Here is an 18,703-nt window from a genome sequence, read left to right on the forward strand (position 1 = left end):
ACCGATCGAAGTTCAGATTCGCACGCTGGAAATGCATCACGTTGCCGAGTACGGAATTGCCGCCCACTGGAAATACAAGGAATCTGGCAATAGCCACACGCGCCTTTCAACTGACGACGAGAAATTCACCTGGCTGCGGCAGTTGCTCGACTGGCAAAACGATCTAAAAGATGCCCAGGAATACCTGGAAAGCGTCAAAGATAATTTGTTTGCGGACGATGTTTATGTGTTTACGCCGAGCGGAGACGTGGTCGCGCTGGGGCAGGGCGCAACGCCTGTGGATTTTGCCTACCGAATTCATACCGAAGTGGGCAATCACTGTGCGGGGGCAAAGGTGAACGAGCGAATGGTAACGCTGGATACTGTTCTGAAAAACGGCGACATCGTAGAGATCATCACCCAGAAAAACTCCCACCCCAGCCTCGACTGGCTCAACTTTGTCGTCACGCCGGGGGCACGTAACCGCATTCTTCAGTGGTATAAGCGATCGCACCGCGACGAAAACCTTCAGCGCGGACGCGAAATGCTGGAGAAAGAAATGGGCAAGCGCGGCTTTGAAGCTCTGCTCAAGTCCAGCCCGATGCAAGCAGCAGCAGAACGCTGTAATTACCAATCCGCAGAAGATTTGCTAGCGGCTCTAGGCTACGGAGAAGTCACGCTGAATCTAGTTCTGAACCGTTTGCGTGAGGCAATCAAAGCCACCCAGCCGATCGCCCCCGCTGCCCCCACCGAAGAAGTCAAAACCCTGCTGCTGCCGTCCAATTCAACCAGTGCCCCTGCTCAGCCACGTGGCAAAGAATCGCCGATCGCTGGAGTCGAAGGATTGCTGCACTCGCTTGCTAAGTGCTGTAACCCCGTTCCGGGCGAACCCATTATCGGTGTGGTGACACTGGGCAGTCGCGGCATTTCGATTCACCGTCAGGGCTGTAGCAATACCGAATCGGTTCCGGGCGATCGCTTGATTCCGGTAAGCTGGAACCCAATAGACGATCACCATGCCCGTCCGCAAACTTATCCGGTCGAGATTGAGATTGACGTGATCGATCGCGTGGGTGTGCTGAAGGACATTCTCTCCCGCCTCAGCGACTACCGCATCAACGTTCGCAGTGCCCAGGTGAAAACGATTCCCGGACAAACTGCGAAGATTAATCTGGGAATTGATATTGTGGATCACTCGCAGCTAGAGCGAACCTTCACCCAAATTCGCAAAATGAGCGATGTGATCAAACTGCGCCGAATTAGCGAGGTTGCTGAGTAGCCTGCTCAACTTCCTGGTTTAGGCTTGGGCTGCACTCGCGATCTTGCCTGCCGCTTCTTCTGATTCTTCTGAGGCGCGCCCATACCCGTCCAAGCAATGACCCCATAGCCGCTTGCCAGCGTCAGTGCAGTCAAAATCGTATGAATTCGCAGCTTGCGGGTTTCTGTTGTGATGCGATCGCGCTCCTGCTGCTGCTGGGTTTTGATTTGTTCAATTCCGGTCTGTTTTGCCTTGGCTAGCTCTTGCTCTAGCAATTGGGGCTTGTCCTGCACGCGCTCGGTAAGCTCGAGGAGCTGCTGGAGTTCGGTTTGCTGTCCTGGCAACAACTGGCTCTGTAAGGGGTTATCTGCGTTATCGGTATCTTCAAGCTGTGCCTGAATTTCCCGCCGTCGAGCAGCGTCAGACAGCAAAAGATTAATCTGCTCTCGTCTTTCGCTCAGGCGATCGCTCAACTCCTGTTCTGCCTGTTTTGCCTGTTCGTTAAGCTGGCGGGTAGTGGCAGCACTGGCAATTCGACTGCTGTTGAAATAGAGAGGAGCCAGTAGCGCAAACAGCACACTATAGCAGCAGGAAAGAAAAACGACCCCAGAGAACCATCGCGGCTTGGCAGGCTTCTTTTTTTTGCCAGCAGGACGACCGGAAGGCATACCGCCCGCCGAAACATCAATCCACGCGCCGAGCAGCAGCAGGGCAAATCCTATAAGTGGAATTGTGCCGCGCAAAACCCAGTCTCGAATCAGCATTGTCAGCCACACCTGATCGAGAAAATTGGGCGGAACGACCAGGATCAGGCAATCAACGATCGACCCAATCACCATTAGTCCTCCCACCAGTTTCAAGATCAGCGCAGCATAGGCAGGAGGAGATAAAGGGGATAAAGCAGCTTTCATAGGGGGTTTGGTGGATGGATAAGCATCCTTTAACGTTCCCGGAAGCAGCTTAGAGTCACCAGGCGATTGGGGATTAGATTAGCGCAACTGACAAAATTTTCGATCGCGATCGTACTGGGGTTCCTGCCAGGAAAAAGCAAAATGGCTGATTTCGTTAATTTGGGGTGTGGCAGCACGGATTGCCTGCATTTGCGCTTCTAAAGAAGGACGACCGTTAATCGACTGTCCCCAGGTTCCCGCCAGTGCAGGCTGAATTCTGGCTTCCGATGGGGCGGATGACAGCACCCGCTGAACTTGCTGCACGATACAGTCCACTGTGCCGCAGGTTGCGTAGGACATGGGGTGCCATTCGATCGAATTGGGAAAGCGATCCCAGGGTTGCAGGCGCGAGTCGTAGCCCTGTGTGCCCACCGTTTGATTGCCGTCCGGGAAGAAAACAGCTCCGGCGGGGATTTGCCGCTGCTGCACAGGCTGAATTGCCGCCGTCAAGAAGTCCAGCACACCCTGCATCGCATGGGCAACACTCAGCCGCCAAAGCTCAGACTGTAGACTGGCGATCGGTGTTGCCTGAGCCGAAGTGCGACCCTGCCAGAGGGGAATCGGTTCCTGGGGATAAAGGGAATTGACTGCATTCAAATCGCCTGTGGTAACAGAACCTTGCGCTAGAAAGCGACGAATCAATTCCTGCCCTTTTCGGTTCTGGGCACGTTGCAGAAGAGCAGTTTGGGCAGCGGGTCCATAAATCCACAAATCCTGAACGCGACTCGCCACCGAGGCAGCACCCGATCCTCTGGGGTAACGAACATAGTCAAACAGCACCCCATCGGGACGACGTTGCAGCACTGCTTGAAGCAAAGCGGCGTATTCTTGCTTTGCCTCTGGACTGTAGGGATCGATAAAGGCTTCGTTGGAGCTGGATGACCCGATCGCATTGGCAGCTCGCTGCATAATGCTCGTTTCACCACGCCCGTTGAGGGCAAGAACCTGCTGTGCCTGAGGACGCTGCGTGTATCGATAGCCGAAATTGAGTGTAAACATCCAGGCATACACTTTTAGCCCGCGCTGCCGCCCTTTGACGATCGCCTCTGCTAGCAAATCTCGATTTTCATAGCCGGGGGTGCGAATCACCGAATTCCAAACTGTACGATTCTGTGCCGCAGGCAGCAGCACCTGACCGTCATAAAACACCTCGACGTAAACCTTGTTGTAGCCGCGAGCGACAATGCGGTCGAGCACTTCCTCCAGAACGCCGTTCATCGCATCACAGGGATAGAGCCGCAGCCAGATTGCCTGAGTTTTGAGCCAGCTTTGACTGCGACAGCGAATGAGCTGCTCCGCGTGCTGCTGAATCCGATTCTGGTAGGCTTGCTCTGCGGCTTTGTCGCCCCGCAGTCCTGCTTGATGAAGCTGCGTGGTTTCGCCAATCTCCGTTGGGGTGAGCTGACAGTAGGGATCGCTCTGCGCCTGAGCAGCGATTCCGCCGAAGGGCTGGAGTCCGACTCCGGTAAGGCAGGCGATCAGGAACAAAGGCAATTGGCGCGAGGCGAAGCGGCTCCCTTTCCGATAGGGGAATCGTAATCGGGTGAAAGCAGGGAAATGGTGCATGGGACAGATACGTTCAACAAGGCGATATCAACAAACAGGCAAAGCTTAACTCAGATCTGCGACGCCTGCTGCTGCCTTGCCCTATTCTCTAAACAAACACAAATCCTCGTTCGAATCTGGTAATGTTGTCCCCCTGCACGATCGCGATAAGCCCAGGCTGGATTTGCCCTGCGGTTAGAAAAATTGCCCTTCCTAAAGCGATTGGGGTGGGGTCGAATAGTCTGCTGCCCTGCCTTTAAGCTGGATGACATCATTTTGGGCGAAGCTGAAGTCTCTAATCAGGGCATAGTCCGCGATTCCGTCACTGTTTGCCTGTCGATCGTTATAAAACACTTGGTTGGAATTGCCTAGAACGAAGCGATCGGCTCTCTGGTTGATCAAAGGACTGAAGTTGGGGCTTTGATCTCCGATCAGTTCATCGACTTCCTCCATTCCTGGAAAAGGACAATCGGGATTGCCTCCCGTCAGCATATCGCTGCTATAAAGCTGGTCGTTTCCGGCGTCGCCTTGAATGCGGTCGTCTCCCGTACCCCCCTGCACAACATCGTTGCCTGCTCCGGCAGTAATTTCATCGTTGCCTGCTTCGACACTGAAGTAAGGAGGCATAATTTCGCGAATGCCGATCCGATCATCACCTGTCCCACCCGAAAGCAAGTCGTCTCCGGGTCCGCCAAAGATTTGATCATTCCCAGCATTACCATACATGCGGCCATTGCCGATCGCCTCAAAGCTCATCCGCAATTGAAATAAATTGCCAACAAAATCATCGCCGTTGCCGCCTCGCAGTTCATCATTGCCCTCGCTGTCGAGCAGTTGGTCGTTGCCGCTGCCGCCAAAATAAAAATCATCGCCTGCATCCAACCCAACTCGATAGGGGCTGTATTTGGTAGTACCAGCCCAGCACATCGTTACCCTGCCCGCCAAAGAGCCAATCTGTACCGTTGCCTCCGCTCAGACGATTGTTGCCATTTCCCCATCCATGAAATCGTCGCCTGCGTCCTGCCCAAGGATGCCGATGCTCGCTTCCATATAATCCCCAAGGACATCATTGCCATTTTCGCCCAGCAGAAAATCATGACCGTCGCCACCACTCAACCGATCGTTTCCCTCACCACCGATCAGAAAATTTTGGCTGGGATCACCATTCAGGTGATTATCTCCTTCACCGCTAATTAAAACATCTTTGCGCTCACTGCCCTTCCAAGAAGAACTACGCTCTGCGCGATTCTCTGCTTGATTAAAAACATCATTGTCTACGAGAAAGACTAGCCTGGGATCATAAATAAACTTAAACAACATGTCATTTTCTAGTAATTCGTAGGAGGCAATCCGATTGACAAGATTTGAATCGCGGTCAGAAATATTATTTAATTTTTTATCAATAATTTGGTTTTTCATTGGAGTATTTTGAGTAAGTTAATAGCAAACAAAATAAGACAAAATTAACATTTGCTTTAATCATAAAAGTTGTTTGATCCACGAAATAAAGCTGTAAAAATAAGTTATTAAAACTGGCCGAATTCAACTTGCCTGACTGCTCTGTGGGGCGATCGCTTTTTGCAGAAGTCCTACGTTAAGAACCCGCCACTTTTGCTGCCGCCAGAATTGACAGCACCCAGCAAGGAGATTAACTAGAAATATGACCAGAGACAATCTTATGCAGCAGCAGTCTTGCTTAGCGTTTACTGCGCTGGGGTTTAATGCAGAACTTTCCAGAAGACATCACTGAAGAGAATGACGAAGCAAAGTTTATTGATCCGCTAGCATTGCCGATTCTATCAGTGGCTCTCTAGGGAAGTTTCTCTGGAAAAATTTAGGAGCTGTTTCTACTTCAAAAGAGATAGTTTGAAAATTATTTTTGTATTCGAGTAAAGTCGGCATCAATCAATGTTGAGGCTGATGAGACGATTTATTCATTCATAGATTACGTTATTTCAGCTAATTTCACTAAAACAAACTAACTTTATTGATAGCTACGCTTGCTAAATTTATACTTAGTTAAATTTATACCTAACTTAATAAAAGCCCTATCTAAAGTAGCTCACAATAGAATTTCTGTAAAACTGTCTCTTGGCAGGTGATGCTTGCTACTGAAATCTTAGACAATGGGACAGCAATACTTGACTATTTCAGGCAAAAAGCCAAGATAAGGAGCCAAAGGAACTGGAATAAAAGAACTGGAACAACGAAGACATCGAAAACATCGGTTAAATGAGCTAAATCGGAGCTAGGCTGGGCAAATCGCTATGGGTAAAGCCGATCGCAGAACAGAGGCAGAACTGGTTATGCCCAAGGTTAGACGACATTAGATGACAAAGTTACAAAGCGGCTGGCATTAAATCGAACACAGTTACCCTATTGCCTGGGTGTCACTCGATTGCCTCCGCTCTAAACCAGAACTTCAAATTCAAGTCCAATCTCCAAAGTTTCAGAGAACTTCCAGTGAAATCACTGGTTAGTCCCGTTCTTCTCCTTGTATATTTCTCAGTATTATTAACTAGTTCGCAGTCGTTCACTGCAAGACGTACAAACGAACAGTCATGGTTTTATCTGACGCTTTCAAAGATCTTTCCCACGAGCAGTTAATGCTTGCTGATGCCTGCGATTTGCTGAATCCGCAAGGGGTTCATCCCTCCGTGGATAGCATTGCAAAGCGTTGTCTGGACATTCTGGGTGCGCTGGTGGGATTAGGAATTACCGGGGCTGTTCTCATCCCGCTGGTCGTGGCAATGCAGATTGATAGCCCTGGCCCAATCTTTTATAGCCAGGTGCGTTGTGGGCTACACGGTCGTCCGTTTCGGATCTGGAAATTCCGCTCAATGGTGGTGGGAGCCGATCGCCTGAAGCATTTGGTCAACAACGAAGCCAAAGGCAATATCTTTAAAAACCGCAATGATCCCCGCGTTACGCGAGTTGGGCGATTTATTCGGCGCACTAGTCTGGACGAATTTCCTCAGTTCTGGAACGTACTGAAGGGCGAGATGAGCCTCGTTGGAACTCGACCCCCTACCGTTGACGAGGTGATGAAGTATGAACCACACCACTTTCAGCGATTGCTGGTGAAGCCGGGAATTACGGGCGAGTGGCAGGCAAACGGTCGCTCTCAGGTCGAAAACTTTGAAGAAATTGTGGAGATGGACATTGCCTATCAGCAAAAATGGTCTTTCCTCTATGATGTTAAGCTGATCTTCAAAACCATCCAGGCCGTCTTTAAGAAAGAAGGAGCGTATTGAGTAGACCGGCCTGGAGCGGGATGACTGCTCAGAAAAATGTGCTCATTCCGTCGCCCCGGTTAATCTGGGTTGTAGAAATGCCAGCGGCAACGGGAATCATCAGGCGGCTGAGAATTCGATCGTCTTCCAGGCGATACAGCTTACACTCGCCACCGAGCTGCTGCATTAAAGTCTGGCAAACGTAGAGGTGTAGTCCGGGTGGCTGATCGAGTGTCGAGGGAGCTAGCAAATCTGCCATTCTGCCTGCATCGAGTTCTTGGAGCAATCGCTGTTCGACCACGCCATGATCGGTAATCGACAGTTCGAGCCAGCGATCTTCCACCTGACGACACCAAATATCGAGCCGTCCACCCAGGGGCGATCGGTGACAGGCAGCACTTAGCATTTCATAAAGCACAAACTCGATTTTTGGGATATCGCCGCCGATGCTCAAACTCGCTTCGTTGTGAACCTGTGACCAGAGCTGACGCTGTTTAATAATCACATCAACTCGCTCTAGCGATCGTTTGAGTAGGCTTGCCAGCGGGATCGACTCATATTCTTGATGGAGCTGCCAGCGTTCATGTTTCAGAACGGGTGTGAGCGAGGTTAGTGTATTTCCAAGATGGCGCAAGGTTTGCTGATATCGCATTGAGGCAGTAGCATCCTTCTGGTTGCCTAATTCGTTGAGCCGCCGCAGGGCAATATTTAAGATGCGATAAACCTCGTCTAGCCGCCGCATTTTGTACCAGTTAATTTGGGAAAGCCGCTGACGCTGATTCACCAGGGTTTGGGTCAGGATCAGGTAACGGCGACACCAGGCAAACTGAGTCATCAGGGTTCCCAGGGCGGCCAGCTGGCTTCCTGCCAAATTAGGGGAAGTTTTCTCTCTGCCAATCAAGACGATCGCTGTAGGTTCGTGATCAGGAGCCGTTCGCAGCGTCAGCACCAGCAGTTGACCGATTTCTGGGCCGTTGAGCCAATGGCGGGTTTCGGGCGTGACTTCTTCGATCGTCAGGGGCAGGAGCCCGTCGGCCTGGAGGGCAGTCTGAACCAGCATATCGGTATAGATGGGGATCAGCAGCTCGGTAGCAACTCTGAACCCCGGCTTAGCAACAACTGCGGTAGAGATCTGAGCGACAGTGCGTCCGGGCTGCCAGCTAATGAGTGCCGTGAGCGGAGCCTGGAGCAACTGAGCAATGTTCTGCATCGCTGACTGCTCTAGAACGTCCAGTTCGGTTGCCTGCTGCATAGTGGTCAAGCCCCACTGCACCACCTGAACGTTTTTCTGAAGCTGCTCGGTCTGATGCTGAAGCTGAAACTGATGTAGCAGTAGCCCGATTTGCTGACTGACGACGCGGAGCAATTCCCGATCGGCACGGCTCCAGCTTCGGGGCGCTTCATGAGCCACTACTAATAGCCCTTCGATTGGCTTTCCGATCGCGCTACTACAGATCAGGAGCGATCGAACCTCCAAATCGAGAAATGGTTTTCGCCAGGTCATCAGCTTCAGGTCGTCTTCCAAATTTTCAATGCCGATCGCTTCGGTCGAGCGTTCTAGCATTTGCCAATCAACCGGATTTAGTGGAACCAGCGGAGCAACCAGCGGACGACGGTTTTTCGGCTGATGCTGAAAACAAATGTCAAACTGCTCCTGATCCCCGTTGTACAGCAAGACCAAAAATCGTTCTACGTTAAGCCGTTGGCATACCTGCTCAGCGCAGCGTTTTAGACTGTTGCGCCAGTCATCTTCGCTGTACAGGGCGCGGGAAACTTCAGCCGTCAATATTTGATCCTGTTTCACCTGCTGGATCGCGACTTCCATTTCTTCAAGCGGAGCGGTCAGGGCAATGAGCTGCGCCGCCCCCCGCATAAAGCTCTTGTCTTCCTCGGACCAGATTCTTGCCTCTGTGCCTTCGATCGCCAGAAAACCGCGTAGTTCTCCCTGAAACAAGATTGGAGCCGCAATCAGCGATCGAGTCTGGAGCTGCTGCATCAGTCGTCCGGTTGTATCAGCTTTAAAGGAACTGTTTGCCTCGCCAATACATACGAGCTGGTCAGCAGTGAGCGTCTGGTAGAGGCTGCCGATGTCCTGCACCAAAATTTTAGTTTCGGCTTCGCCTGGAGAAATTGCCCGGTTGCCTGTGCGTCGCCAGAAATAGCGGTGTTCCCGCTCGTACCAGTAAATATTGGTTCGGTATGAAGCAGATCCACCCTTGAGAGAATCGGGCACGATAAAGCGATGGGTTTCAGCCACGATCGCCTCGAGTCGCTTGGCCAGGGTAGGCAGCAATCCCAGCTTTGAAAGCAGCAGCAAGAGCGGTTCATCGGGGCGCTTGGTTTGCTGCCGCTGTGCCTCGGTTTCAATTTGAAACAGGGCTTCTGCGAATCCGCCGAGCACCATGCTTAAGCGGGCTTTTTCTTCGATGTGCGGAGATGTGCCCCACAGCAGTGCCCCCAGCATCACCACACCAAAACATTGCCCCTGATGCCGAATTGGAAAAATTGCGGTTCCTTGAATCCCCATTTTTTGAGCAACGGTACGCCACCCGCCTGCCCTGGATTCTTCTCGCAGATCGGGAACGGCGATCGGTCGCTGCTGCATAATGACCTGTTCGAGCAAGTCGCCCGGATTCAGGCTCACTTTCTGCTTTAGCAGCAATGAATCTCCTTTAGGTAGGCTGCCTCCCTTTCCAATCAGCTGCTGCTCCGCCCGGTCGTACAACCCGATCCAGACTAGACCGTAATCAAACTCTGCCTGAAAGTAGTCCAACCCAATTTTGACCAAGCCATCGATCGTTTTTTCCTCACGTAGTGCTTGCAGCGTTCGTCCCAGGGCAACGAGCTGTTTTTCATAGCTTGATGGCTCTTTCGGCAACCCCATTACTTCCTAACTCCGGTCGATGCAGGCGGCGCATAATTAACCTGGCTCAGTACAAATTCCACCGGGAAGTAGAATAACCAATGGGCAAATCCATTGAACACTTCCCACAATCGCTAGAGTTCCCTAAAAATTGGCTTTGCAATCTGGCGATCGAATTCGGTGCAATGGTCAGGTTGACGAGTAATCTGGAGAAAGAGACACCTGTTTCATTTCCCCACTCTCACAACATACACGCTTGAACGCTTCAGACTTTCATCCAGACCTTTATCAAGCCTTGCTGCGACCGCTCCTGTTTTCAGGAATGATCGGCGATCCAGAGCAGCTTCACCATCGGGCAATTGATTTATTGCAGTGGCTCGATCGCGATCGTGGTTTTGTCCAGCCTCGACTGCGGCATTTTTTGCGCCAAACCTGCTGTTTTGAGAATGCAATGCTTCAACAAACGCTGTGGGGGCTAAATTTTGCGAACCCGATCGGTCTAGCAGCAGGCTTCGACAAAGACGGAGTTGCATCCGGTATCTGGTCAGAGCTGGGGTTTGGCTTTGCGGAACTGGGAACCGTCACCGGTCATCCTCAGCCGGGAAATTCGCAGCCGCGCCTGTTTCGGCTACCGCACGATCAAGCAATTCTCAACCGCATGGGCTTCAACAATCAGGGGGCGGCGGCTCTAGCAGAACGGCTGCAATCAAGACAGAGTGCGGCTCGGTGCTCCTCGATCCCGTTGGGGATCAACCTGGGTAAATCACAAGTGACCCCACTGGAAGAAGCGGCGGCTGACTATGGGGCAAGTTTTCGCCTCCTGCAAAACCAGGGAGACTATTTCGTGATCAATGTCTCTTCGCCTAACACCCCCGGACTTCGATCGCTTCAGGCAACGGAGCAGCTCGAGCCCATTCTGTCTGCACTGCAAGCTGAAAACCAATCTCAAAAACCTTTGCTGATCAAGATCGCGCCTGATCTGGAATGGGAAGCGATCGAGTCCGTGCTGGCTCTGGCACAGCAGCATCAATTAGCGGGAATCATTGCCACCAATACCACCATCCGTCGGGATCAGCTTCAAACCGAACGCCTGAGCGCAACCGGAAAACTGCTAACCGATGAGGCAGGCGGCATTAGCGGTAAACCTGTGCGCGATCGATCGACCGAAATCATCCGATTTATCTATCGTCAAACCCAGGGCAGCCTGCCTATTATCGGGGTGGGTGGCGTGTTCAGTGCAGCGGATGCCTGGGAAAAAATTACGGCAGGGGCGAGTCTGGTGCAGGTTTACACAGGCTGGGTGTATGAGGGACCGTGGATGGTAAAGCGAATTTTGACAGGGCTGGCTGAAAAACTGCAAACTGAAGGCATTGCTTCACTGAAAGAGGCGATCGGCGTTGCGGCTGAGGGTCAATCTGTTCATTCTTCTGTTTCGTTCTCGATGTCAGAGAATGTTTAACCGTTATGATTCTCGGTCGAACCGCTCGCCTAGACCATGTTTTGCGATCGCAGATCAGTGAGATACAGAGTCCGCTACGCCCCCTAAATTCCCCAACGAAGAACTTTGAGTGAATCAGAAGTTTCCTGGGATTGAGGGGTTAGAAGCTGCAACAATTTTTAAGAGATGCCCAGTCCTCTCATTCTGGAGGGAGCCAAGCCTGCTCAGAGTTTAAAATTCCCCTAAGTTGGAACCCAGACAGGAAAACAGCGGGGGCAGTGCAGGATCTCTGCAACTTTATCAAGCCATTTTTAACTCGATATTTCTACCCTTCTACTTTTTTCGTTATGCAGGTTGAATTCCGCGAATGCAATTTCTTTGATCTCTGGCTCTGGCTGGAGTTTGAGTCCGTTCCTTCCCTAATGGAGCAGCAATACGTTGAGGAAGTGTTCAACTCCTGGTTTTTGCTGGGCAAGTTGGGCGGCTTCAATGCCGAAAACCTCCAGGTACAAGAGGCAGGCAGCGATATTAGCTATCTGACCTATGACCCAGAGGCTGCGGATACAAGCTTTATGGCACTTATGCACAACATGAGCGAAGTCGAGTACGAGGGAACCTGGGGACGTTGCTGGTTTGACCTCGGCACAAGCGATGCCCTTGCGCTCGACGTTTTGATCAATGCGCTGGGGCAGCTCAGCAAAGATTATGTCGTGATTAAGCGACTCCTCATTGGCGGTGAAAACGAGGATTGGCAAATTCCCGGCAATCGCAGACCCTCCTTTGTCGAGGATACTGACGCCTAGACAAATCAATCTAATCAATTCAAGGAAATTTAGAATTCGTCGTCGGAGTAGCTTCCTCCTTCTCCGGCTTCGTTCTCCCGCTTAGAGCCAAGCAGCTCTAGCCGATCGACGCGGACGATGGGCTTCGAGCGATCGGCTCCAGTGCTACGGTCTTGCCAGTAGTCAAACTTTAGTGAACCAGAAACACCAATCAGGCTGCCTTTGCGAACATAGTTGGCAGCCGTCTCAGCAGGCTTGCCCCAAATCTCAATCTCAAACCAATCTGGCTCATCGCTATTGCGGCTCAGTCGTTTGACTGCCAGCGTGAACCGACAAACAACGCTGCCCGACTCAAAGTACTTCACTTCGGGGTCGCGCCCTGCCCGTCCTACCAGCGTTACGGTGTTTAAGCTCATCTTGCCCTCTCTTTAACTCTTAGCAATATTCTCAGCAGTATTTCTAGCCGTTGTCGTGCGGGTCTTATGCTGGTCTCGTGCTGGTTTTGCCCATGTCGATCGCAATCGATCAGGTTTGAACCGAATCAAGTTTTAGACCAACTTCTGAGCAACGGATTCAACCTAGTCTAGCGACTACAGACTGTGCTGACTAAAAGCACTCACTGAAAGTGGTACTTGCTAGAACCAAATTTAGTATGAATATGAATCAAAACGGCACAGCTCAGGGCGGTATGACTTTGGCTTTTAGTATCTCTGTACTAATTGTACTCCCTTGGGGCGGGTATAGGCAAGATCAAAAACAGCTCCTGGGAACAGGGCTTGGCTAGTGCAGCGGTAGGAGGAACACAAGATTGAACTGCCTTTTTAGCAAGCTTTCACTGTAGGGGTAGGTAATACAGGCATCGCTCAAACAGTATTTATCTCAACAATAATAATTAGTGACGATCGTTCGCCCGCAAAAGCGATCTAAAATTAATTTCTCGCTCGCGTATCCTTAGAGTATTAGTCTAAAGAGTACTGATCTAACTCGCTTCCAGAACCATTTGCAGAATCTACCTTTTTGGGAACGAGCTAGAAATGCGATCGTCATCAAAGATGATTGACTAGACTCTGTAATCAAAACGTAATAGAATCCTCCATGTAATTTGGTCAGACCGTCAACCCAGACCAAAGCCTCTGCACTAAACTTGGGAGCTTAGAGAATTAGTGGGTTTCTTCAATCGCTTCTCATTCTCGCGTGATATGGGTATCGACCTCGGTACTGCCAACACGCTTGTCTATGTCTCTGGTAAGGGCATTGTTCTGCAAGAGCCTTCGGTAGTCGCGATCGACTCGGAGCAAAAGCTGCCGCTGGCAGTCGGTGAAGATGCCAAGAAAATGTTGGGACGTACGCCTGGAAACGTGATTGCCCTCCGCCCGCTACGCGATGGGGTAATCGCCGACTTTGACACGGCTGAGCTGATGCTCAAACACTTCATTCGTCGGGTTCACGAAGGTCGCACCTTGGTTTCGCCCCGCATTGTGATTGGCATTCCCAGCGGCGTGACAGGCGTTGAACGACGAGCAGTCATGGAAGCGGCTTCCCAGGCTGGCGCAAGAGACGTTTATCTGATTGATGAACCCGTGGCGGCGGCGATTGGGGCAGGACTGCCTGTGCAAGAACCGACCGGAAACATGATTATCGACATTGGCGGCGGTACGACCGAGGTTGCGGTGCTCAGCTTGCAGGGCACGGTGCTGAGCGAATCTGTTCGGGTGGCGGGAGATGAACTCAGCGACTCGATTACCCAGTACATGAAAAAGGTGCATAACCTGGTAATCGGGGAACGGACTGCCGAGGAAATTAAAATCATGATCGGTTCTGCCTACCCAATGGATGACGATGATGATTCTTTGATGGAAGTGCGCGGTCTGCATTTGCTGTCGGGCTTGCCCCGAACAGTGACGGTGAAGGGACCAGAAATCCGCGAATCAATGGCTGAGCCTTTGTCGGTCATCATTGAGGCAGTCAAGCGGACGCTGGAGCGCACCCCTCCCGAATTAGCAGCCGACATTATCGATCGCGGCATTATGTTGGCAGGCGGTGGAGCACTGCTGCGTGGACTCGATACCCTGATCAGCCACGAGACGGGAATTGTCGTTCACGTTGCGGCAGATCCCCTGAGCTGTGTGGTGTTAGGAACCGGGCGCGTTTTGGAAAACTTTAAGCAGCTAGAGCGCGTCTTTAGCGGTCGTTCACGCAATTTCTAAATGTACGCAATTCGTCGCTGGTGGGACAAAAACGGAGTCAGAGTAGGCATCCTGCTACTGGCGGTTGGGGGAGTTTGGGTAATTCGTCAAACCCAGGGTTCACTGCTATTTGAACTTTATCGCGGTCTGTCGTTACCGTTTGCTCCTCAGGCAGCTCCGGCGGATCCAATTGCAGATGCCCGCGCCAGGGAGCTACAGCAAAAAATTATTGAACTCCAGAGCCAAAATCAGCAGTTGCAAGAGCTGCTGGGCTATGTGCAAAAGCGCAATGGTGCGGGAATTGTTGCTCCGGTCATTGGGCGCAGTGCTGACCATTGGTGGCAGCAAATTATTGTTGGACGAGGCGGTCGTGACGGGGTAGCAGCGGGTGCCGTTGTTTCGGGCGAGGGTGGCGTGATTGGGCGCGTGGTGCAGGTGACCCCCAATACTAGCCGCGTCCTGCTAATTAGTGATCCAACGAGTCAGGTGGGGGTGGTAGTGAGCCGATCGCGCAGTATGGGCTATGTGCGCGGGCAGTCTGCCAACCGGGTCGTAATGGAATTTTTTGACAAAGTGCCCGATGTGCGTCCGGGCGATGTAGTGGCAACGTCTGCTTACAGCCAGCTTTTTCCGCCCGGATTGCCGCTGGGGGTAGTTGAATCAGTAAATCTCAACAAAAGCCCTGCTCCAGAAGCGGTTGTCGCGCTGTCTGCGCCTGTAAGCCATTTGGAATGGGTCACGCTGTCGCCCAATCCTAAGTCAGAGTCAAACAATGCACCGCCTGAGCTACAAAGCAGGGGGGAAAGCGATCGTGCATCCGTTAAGGCAGAATTGGCGAATGCTGAGGCGGGGGGGCAAGGCTTTTGACTCCTGATATTTTGCGATGGCATCCCTACGCACGTCAGGGGTTGAGTTGGGCTATCACGATAATTTCGGTGCTGATTTGTCTGCTGATTTTACCCACCCGTCTGCCCGGTATGGAACTGCTGTCGGTGGGTCCAAACTGGTTGCTGATCTGGGTTGTTGCCTGGAGCGTAAAGCGAACGGCTTTTCAAGGCGCACTGGCGGGGCTGCTGTTGGGAATGCTTCAAGATGCAATGACTGCTCCAGAACCAACCCATGCGTTGAGTCTGGCGATCGTCGGGTTTCTGACCGCCCGCCTGCAAAAGCAACGCTACGTTCAGGAAGAGTTTATTTCAATCGCCCTGATTGTCTTTGGTATGGCAGTCGTTGCTGAAACCGTTACCGCTCTGCAATTTACCTGGATAGGTATTACTCAGTCGGATCTTCCCCATCGATCGCTGTCCGAAATCTGGACTTATCATCAGCGAATTGCGCTTAGCTCTGCCATTCTCAGCAGTTTGTGGGCACCCGCAATTTACTATCCTTTGAATCGCTGGTGGGAATGGATGCAGAGATTTGAGCAGTCCTCAAGCTAACGTCCGGTAACCTTTAGGGTAGGCATTACTTACCTACCCACTTATTAACCTGCTCTTTTACTGCGCTAACTCGATCGCTCGCTTCGCTAATCCTTCTGGAGTGATGCCATTAAATGCCATCAGCTCGCTGGCAGTTGCAGTCGTTTCGCCGCGCTTCCAAACGATCGTGTCCCGTTTAGCAGTACTACGAAGCATCATAGGTTCCAGCATTCCACTGGCTCCGCCTGTCACACCCAGAAGAACATCGCCGCCAAAGAAGCGATCGAATCCAGTCTCGTCGAGAAACTGACCGTCCGGCTCCGAGCAGGTCTCCCAGGACACATCTGAGGGGCGATAAAGCCGACGTGGACTGACGACGGAAACGATTCGCACTCCGTAGCCCTGCTGTTCAAGCTGAATCGCCGCTTCAAAGACGGGCAGCAAAATCATGTCGCCAATCACGGCAAAGACGATCGTTTTAGATCCACTGCTTTCTTGGAGGACGATCGCGCCTTCCTGCAAGCCCTGACGAGTTTGCTCTAGCGTGGTGTAAATCGGCAGCGGCGACTTACTAGCGGTAATCACAATCCCTTTATTTTGCGTGGTCAAGCCCCAGTCGTAGCAAACCTGGATACTGTTGGCATCCGGCGGAAACAACGGGAAGACATTACCATTTCGCATCATTGCCGCAAAATAGGCCTCGATTTCGGGGCGTTGGTGTGTCCAGCCATTGCGTCCCTGCTCTAGTGCGCCTGCGGTAAAGAGGGTCATTGTGGACGGCGTGGGGCGGCGCAGTTCTGCCATTGCCTGAGTTACCGTTTGCCAGATTGGTAAGCCGTTGATTGCAAACGATTCGTAGGAACACCAGAGCGTTCGTGCGCCCATCAGTGCCAATGCTGCCGCCAATCCTGCACAGGCATCTTCGCTCAGAGGTTCGTAGACCTGACCGTCGGGCTGCTGATTATAGAGCGGGTCAGTCGTTGGGTGGATAATCTTCAACGCCTGGTTGATATTAGCAATTCCAGAAGCTTCGTTGCCGTCTGCGTTGGTGACAAGATACTGGCGATCGATCTCCCCGACCTTTGCCACAAGCCGACCCATTGTCGTTGTTGCCACTTTCTTTTCGCCGCCGACTTCGTATTCTTCAAGCGGCAGTTGCCCCAGAGTGGGCAGGGGCAGAACCGATTCTGTCACCGCCACTTGGCTAGCAGGTCCACCCGCCGATCGCTCACAGTTGGTTCTCACCAGTTCCCAGGCGGCAGCAGGCAGAGCACGGGCTTTGAGCCCAGCCACGATATCCGGGTTGTCGAGCGTGTGATGAGCATAAAGGTTGTGGGATTTTGCGCCTCGCGCATGAACACCTGCCCCTTTAAGCTGCTTGATGATAAACACGGTGAGCTTTCCGCCTAGAGCCGATCGCGCCGCTTCGTTCACCCCATACAAAACAGACTTGGCAAAAGCAAGCCGCTGCTCCCACGAGAAAGCCGTGCTGTCTATAAACGTGCCAGACTGGTTTTGGTCGTCAAAATCTTTTGCGTCTACAAGAACGACTTCTTCAAACCCATTTCCATGCCAGTAGGCGATCATGCCTTCGTTACTTTGTAGCGACACCATGCTGTGATGTTCCTGCGAATAGCCGTTCCACACCAGCACAGGCAGGAAGTTGGTTACGCTCGGATACGCGGTGTGGAAGTGCGCTATGCTGCTCATCGGATACGGCTCACCCATCCCGCCATCGCCCAGCGTAAAGGGAAACAGCGTCTTCCGGTGGAGCAGTGCGGCTGCCATGGCAAAGTGCTGTCCCTGTCCGAGGGGACCCGCTGGAGCTAGAATGCCTGGAATGTAGCCGGAAAGGTGTCCTAATAGCCCATGCTTTTCGCGGAACCGATCGCGCAACTGCTGCACCGTGCCAATGCCCATTGCCTCCAGCGATCGATCGAGGAACATCGCGCTGTAAAATCCGGGTGCATGATGCCCCACTTCCGTCAGGATATTCTTGTGTCCCAGCATCACCAGCGCGGCATAAGCTTCTGCCTGGCTGGCAAACCCGCCCGGATGTCCCGATGCCTTGCTGCCCGTAACTTGCAGCGTCAGATAGCGCAGAGCATCTGCATAGAGCAGCGTCTGATACACTGCTGCCGGATCAGTGGGATCAGCGATCGATAAACTGCCCTCGGCAATGACAGGCGTTTTACCATAGGTGTCAAACCCCGGCAGCGAATCGCCGAAGTATTGGATTCCGTCACAAAAAGCAGGCACTTGGGTTACAGCAGCCATGAATTCAAATACCTCTCAAACCAGGAAGCGAGACGTTTACAAAGATATCAGCTCGTCGTGATTCGCTCATTAAGGCTGAGCGACAAGATCAATGCTGCGGTTAAACAATGTGGCATTCAACTTTAAACCATTGCCGGAAAACGTGCCCAGCGATCGGCTAAGCCATTCGCCAAATCATAAGGGTTTTCCAAACGTGCGATCGTCCGGTGACCCGTGGACTCTGTTCTACAGTAGGGTGATATTAGGACTGGCGTTTTGGATTCAACGTCTTTGGGTCGTGCAGCCGATCGATCGCGCGATTCATCAAACAGGCCGCCATGATGCAGCAAGACATACTGCTCACAGTTGCTGTTTCTGCCGCAGGATTACGGTCACCCTTAAGATCCTATCGCCTGATGGAATAAGAAAAAATAGTAATTGGCTGGATGAGCGATAAGAATTCATTGGGGGGAACGATTAGTCTGCTCCACGATTTGCAGCATTCGGTTAAGTGAACGGGTGACTAAACGATCGACCAAAGGTATGGAAAATTATCAGTCCGATTGGCACTGCTTTACCGTAGCTCTGGCAGACCAGGTTCTGGAAAGCAATGTCGGTCAACTCTCCATTGGTCACTGGAAATGCTATGGGGCTTATCGATCGACCGTGACTGACGAAACCCTGAACATCACGATTACCGCACAAAACCCTGATATTGATGCCCATTTAATGTGGCTAAGTATCTTATAGGCTCTAGAGGCAATGGTCGCTCATCAAGCGCCACTCTTCGCGTTG

Annotated in this window: 16 protein-coding genes; 8 read left to right on the plus strand and 8 right to left on the minus strand. The window is 52.0% G+C overall.

What is annotated here, in order from left to right; genetic code table 11:
• Positions 1-1,258, plus strand: a 1,258-nt coding sequence (locus H6F80_RS02410; RefSeq protein ID WP_190790018.1) for a RelA/SpoT family protein, incomplete at its 5' end; no start/stop codon positions are given.
• Between the two features lie 5 nt (positions 1,259-1,263).
• On the opposite strand, the gene H6F80_RS02415 is transcribed toward H6F80_RS02410, so the two are convergent.
• The 4 genes from H6F80_RS02415 to H6F80_RS02430 form a co-directional block, all read right to left on the minus strand.
• The gene (locus H6F80_RS02415; protein WP_190790019.1) at positions 1,264-2,148 is read right to left on the minus strand and encodes an HpsJ family protein; all 885 of its coding nucleotides are present in this window, start codon (positions 2,146-2,148) and stop codon (positions 1,264-1,266) included.
• Positions 2,149-2,226: 78 nt separating this feature from the next.
• On the minus strand, positions 2,227-3,753 hold the full coding sequence (locus tag H6F80_RS02420; RefSeq protein ID WP_190790020.1) for a family 10 glycosylhydrolase: 1,527 nt from the start codon (positions 3,751-3,753) through the stop codon (positions 2,227-2,229).
• A gap of 192 nt (positions 3,754-3,945) precedes the next feature.
• A complete protein-coding gene (locus tag H6F80_RS02425; RefSeq protein WP_190790021.1) occupies positions 3,946-4,659 on the minus strand; it encodes a calcium-binding protein in 714 nt (237 codons plus the stop codon).
• 45 nt (positions 4,660-4,704) lie between these two features.
• The gene (locus H6F80_RS02430) at positions 4,705-5,151 is read right to left on the minus strand and encodes a hypothetical protein (RefSeq protein ID WP_190790022.1); all 447 of its coding nucleotides are present in this window, start codon (positions 5,149-5,151) and stop codon (positions 4,705-4,707) included.
• A 1,142-nt stretch (positions 5,152-6,293) separates the two neighbouring features.
• Here H6F80_RS02430 and H6F80_RS02435 point away from each other — a divergent pair.
• Positions 6,294-6,986 (plus strand): sugar transferase, encoded by a 693-nt coding sequence (locus tag H6F80_RS02435; RefSeq protein ID WP_190790023.1) that lies wholly within the window; start codon positions 6,294-6,296, stop codon positions 6,984-6,986.
• A 28-nt stretch (positions 6,987-7,014) separates the two neighbouring features.
• Here H6F80_RS02435 and H6F80_RS02440 read toward each other — a convergent pair whose 3' ends face one another.
• The gene (locus H6F80_RS02440; protein WP_190790024.1) at positions 7,015-9,849 is read right to left on the minus strand and encodes a GAF domain-containing protein; all 2,835 of its coding nucleotides are present in this window, start codon (positions 9,847-9,849) and stop codon (positions 7,015-7,017) included.
• Between the two features lie 235 nt (positions 9,850-10,084).
• Here H6F80_RS02440 and H6F80_RS02445 point away from each other — a divergent pair, with 235 nt between their 5' ends.
• Together H6F80_RS02445 and H6F80_RS02450 are read left to right on the plus strand one after the other, a co-directional pair.
• Positions 10,085-11,287 carry a quinone-dependent dihydroorotate dehydrogenase gene (locus H6F80_RS02445; protein ID WP_277879011.1) on the plus strand — a complete coding sequence of 401 codons (1,203 nt, stop codon included), beginning with the start codon at positions 10,085-10,087 and terminating at the stop codon, positions 11,285-11,287.
• Between the two features lie 326 nt (positions 11,288-11,613).
• Positions 11,614-12,069 (plus strand): DUF3531 family protein, encoded by a 456-nt coding sequence (locus H6F80_RS02450; RefSeq protein ID WP_190790025.1) that lies wholly within the window; start codon positions 11,614-11,616, stop codon positions 12,067-12,069.
• A 29-nt stretch (positions 12,070-12,098) separates the two neighbouring features.
• Here H6F80_RS02450 and H6F80_RS02455 read toward each other — a convergent pair whose 3' ends face one another.
• A complete protein-coding gene (locus H6F80_RS02455; RefSeq protein WP_190790026.1) occupies positions 12,099-12,464 on the minus strand; it encodes a single-stranded DNA-binding protein in 366 nt (121 codons plus the stop codon).
• 747 nt (positions 12,465-13,211) lie between these two features.
• On the opposite strand from H6F80_RS02455, the gene H6F80_RS02460 reads away from it, so the two are divergent.
• The 3 genes from H6F80_RS02460 to mreD are packed head-to-tail and all read left to right on the plus strand — an operon-like array spanning position 13,212 to position 15,673.
• Positions 13,212-14,255, plus strand: coding sequence for a rod shape-determining protein (locus H6F80_RS02460; RefSeq protein WP_347277815.1), 1,044 nt, complete (start codon positions 13,212-13,214; stop codon positions 14,253-14,255).
• Positions 14,256-15,101, plus strand: coding sequence for a rod shape-determining protein MreC (gene mreC, locus H6F80_RS02465; protein WP_190790028.1), 846 nt, complete (start codon positions 14,256-14,258; stop codon positions 15,099-15,101).
• A complete protein-coding gene (gene mreD / locus H6F80_RS02470; RefSeq protein ID WP_190790029.1) occupies positions 15,098-15,673 on the plus strand; it encodes a rod shape-determining protein MreD in 576 nt (191 codons plus the stop codon). The genes mreC and mreD overlap by 4 nt, the downstream gene beginning before the upstream one ends.
• Positions 15,674-15,730: 57 nt before the next feature.
• Here mreD and H6F80_RS02475 read toward each other — a convergent pair whose 3' ends face one another.
• Positions 15,731-17,929: a phosphoketolase family protein gene (locus H6F80_RS02475; protein WP_190790030.1), complete on the minus strand. Its 2,199-nt coding sequence runs from the start codon at positions 17,927-17,929 to the stop codon at positions 15,731-15,733.
• Positions 17,930-18,051: 122 nt separating this feature from the next.
• Positions 18,052-18,258, minus strand: a complete 207-nt coding sequence (locus tag H6F80_RS02480; protein ID WP_190790031.1) for a hypothetical protein — start codon at positions 18,256-18,258, stop codon at positions 18,052-18,054.
• 169 nt (positions 18,259-18,427) lie between these two features.
• Between H6F80_RS02480 and H6F80_RS02485 the strand changes: the two genes are divergently transcribed.
• Entirely contained in the window at positions 18,428-18,658 is a 231-nt protein-coding gene (locus tag H6F80_RS02485) for a hypothetical protein (RefSeq protein WP_190790032.1), read from the plus strand.
• Positions 18,659-18,703 lie beyond the last annotated feature (45 nt).

It is taken from the genome of Leptolyngbya sp. FACHB-711 (genome assembly GCF_014695615.1).
GTDB lineage: Bacteria > Cyanobacteriota > Cyanobacteriia > Elainellales > Elainellaceae > Leptolyngbya_A.

Bases quoted from the DNA above. Each gene is read 5' to 3' on its own strand.
- H6F80_RS02425 (WP_190790021.1), bottom strand. From the start codon at position 4,659: ATGTGCTGGGCTGGTACTACCAAATACAGCCCCTATCGAGTTGGGTTG.
- H6F80_RS02475 (WP_190790030.1), bottom strand. From the start codon at position 17,929: ATGGCTGCTGTAACCCAAGTGCCTGCTTTTTGTGACGGAATCCAATAC.
- H6F80_RS02430 (WP_190790022.1), bottom strand. From the start codon at position 5,151: ATGAAAAACCAAATTATTGATAAAAAATTAAATAATATTTCTGACCGC.
- mreC (WP_190790028.1), top strand. From the start codon at position 14,256: ATGTACGCAATTCGTCGCTGGTGGGACAAAAACGGAGTCAGAGTAGGC.
- H6F80_RS02450 (WP_190790025.1), top strand. From the start codon at position 11,614: ATGCAGGTTGAATTCCGCGAATGCAATTTCTTTGATCTCTGGCTCTGG.
- H6F80_RS02415 (WP_190790019.1), bottom strand. From the start codon at position 2,148: ATGAAAGCTGCTTTATCCCCTTTATCTCCTCCTGCCTATGCTGCGCTG.
- H6F80_RS02440 (WP_190790024.1), bottom strand. From the start codon at position 9,849: ATGGGGTTGCCGAAAGAGCCATCAAGCTATGAAAAACAGCTCGTTGCC.
- H6F80_RS02455 (WP_190790026.1), bottom strand. From the start codon at position 12,464: ATGAGCTTAAACACCGTAACGCTGGTAGGACGGGCAGGGCGCGACCCC.
- H6F80_RS02435 (WP_190790023.1), top strand. From the start codon at position 6,294: ATGGTTTTATCTGACGCTTTCAAAGATCTTTCCCACGAGCAGTTAATG.
- H6F80_RS02420 (WP_190790020.1), bottom strand. From the start codon at position 3,753: ATGCACCATTTCCCTGCTTTCACCCGATTACGATTCCCCTATCGGAAA.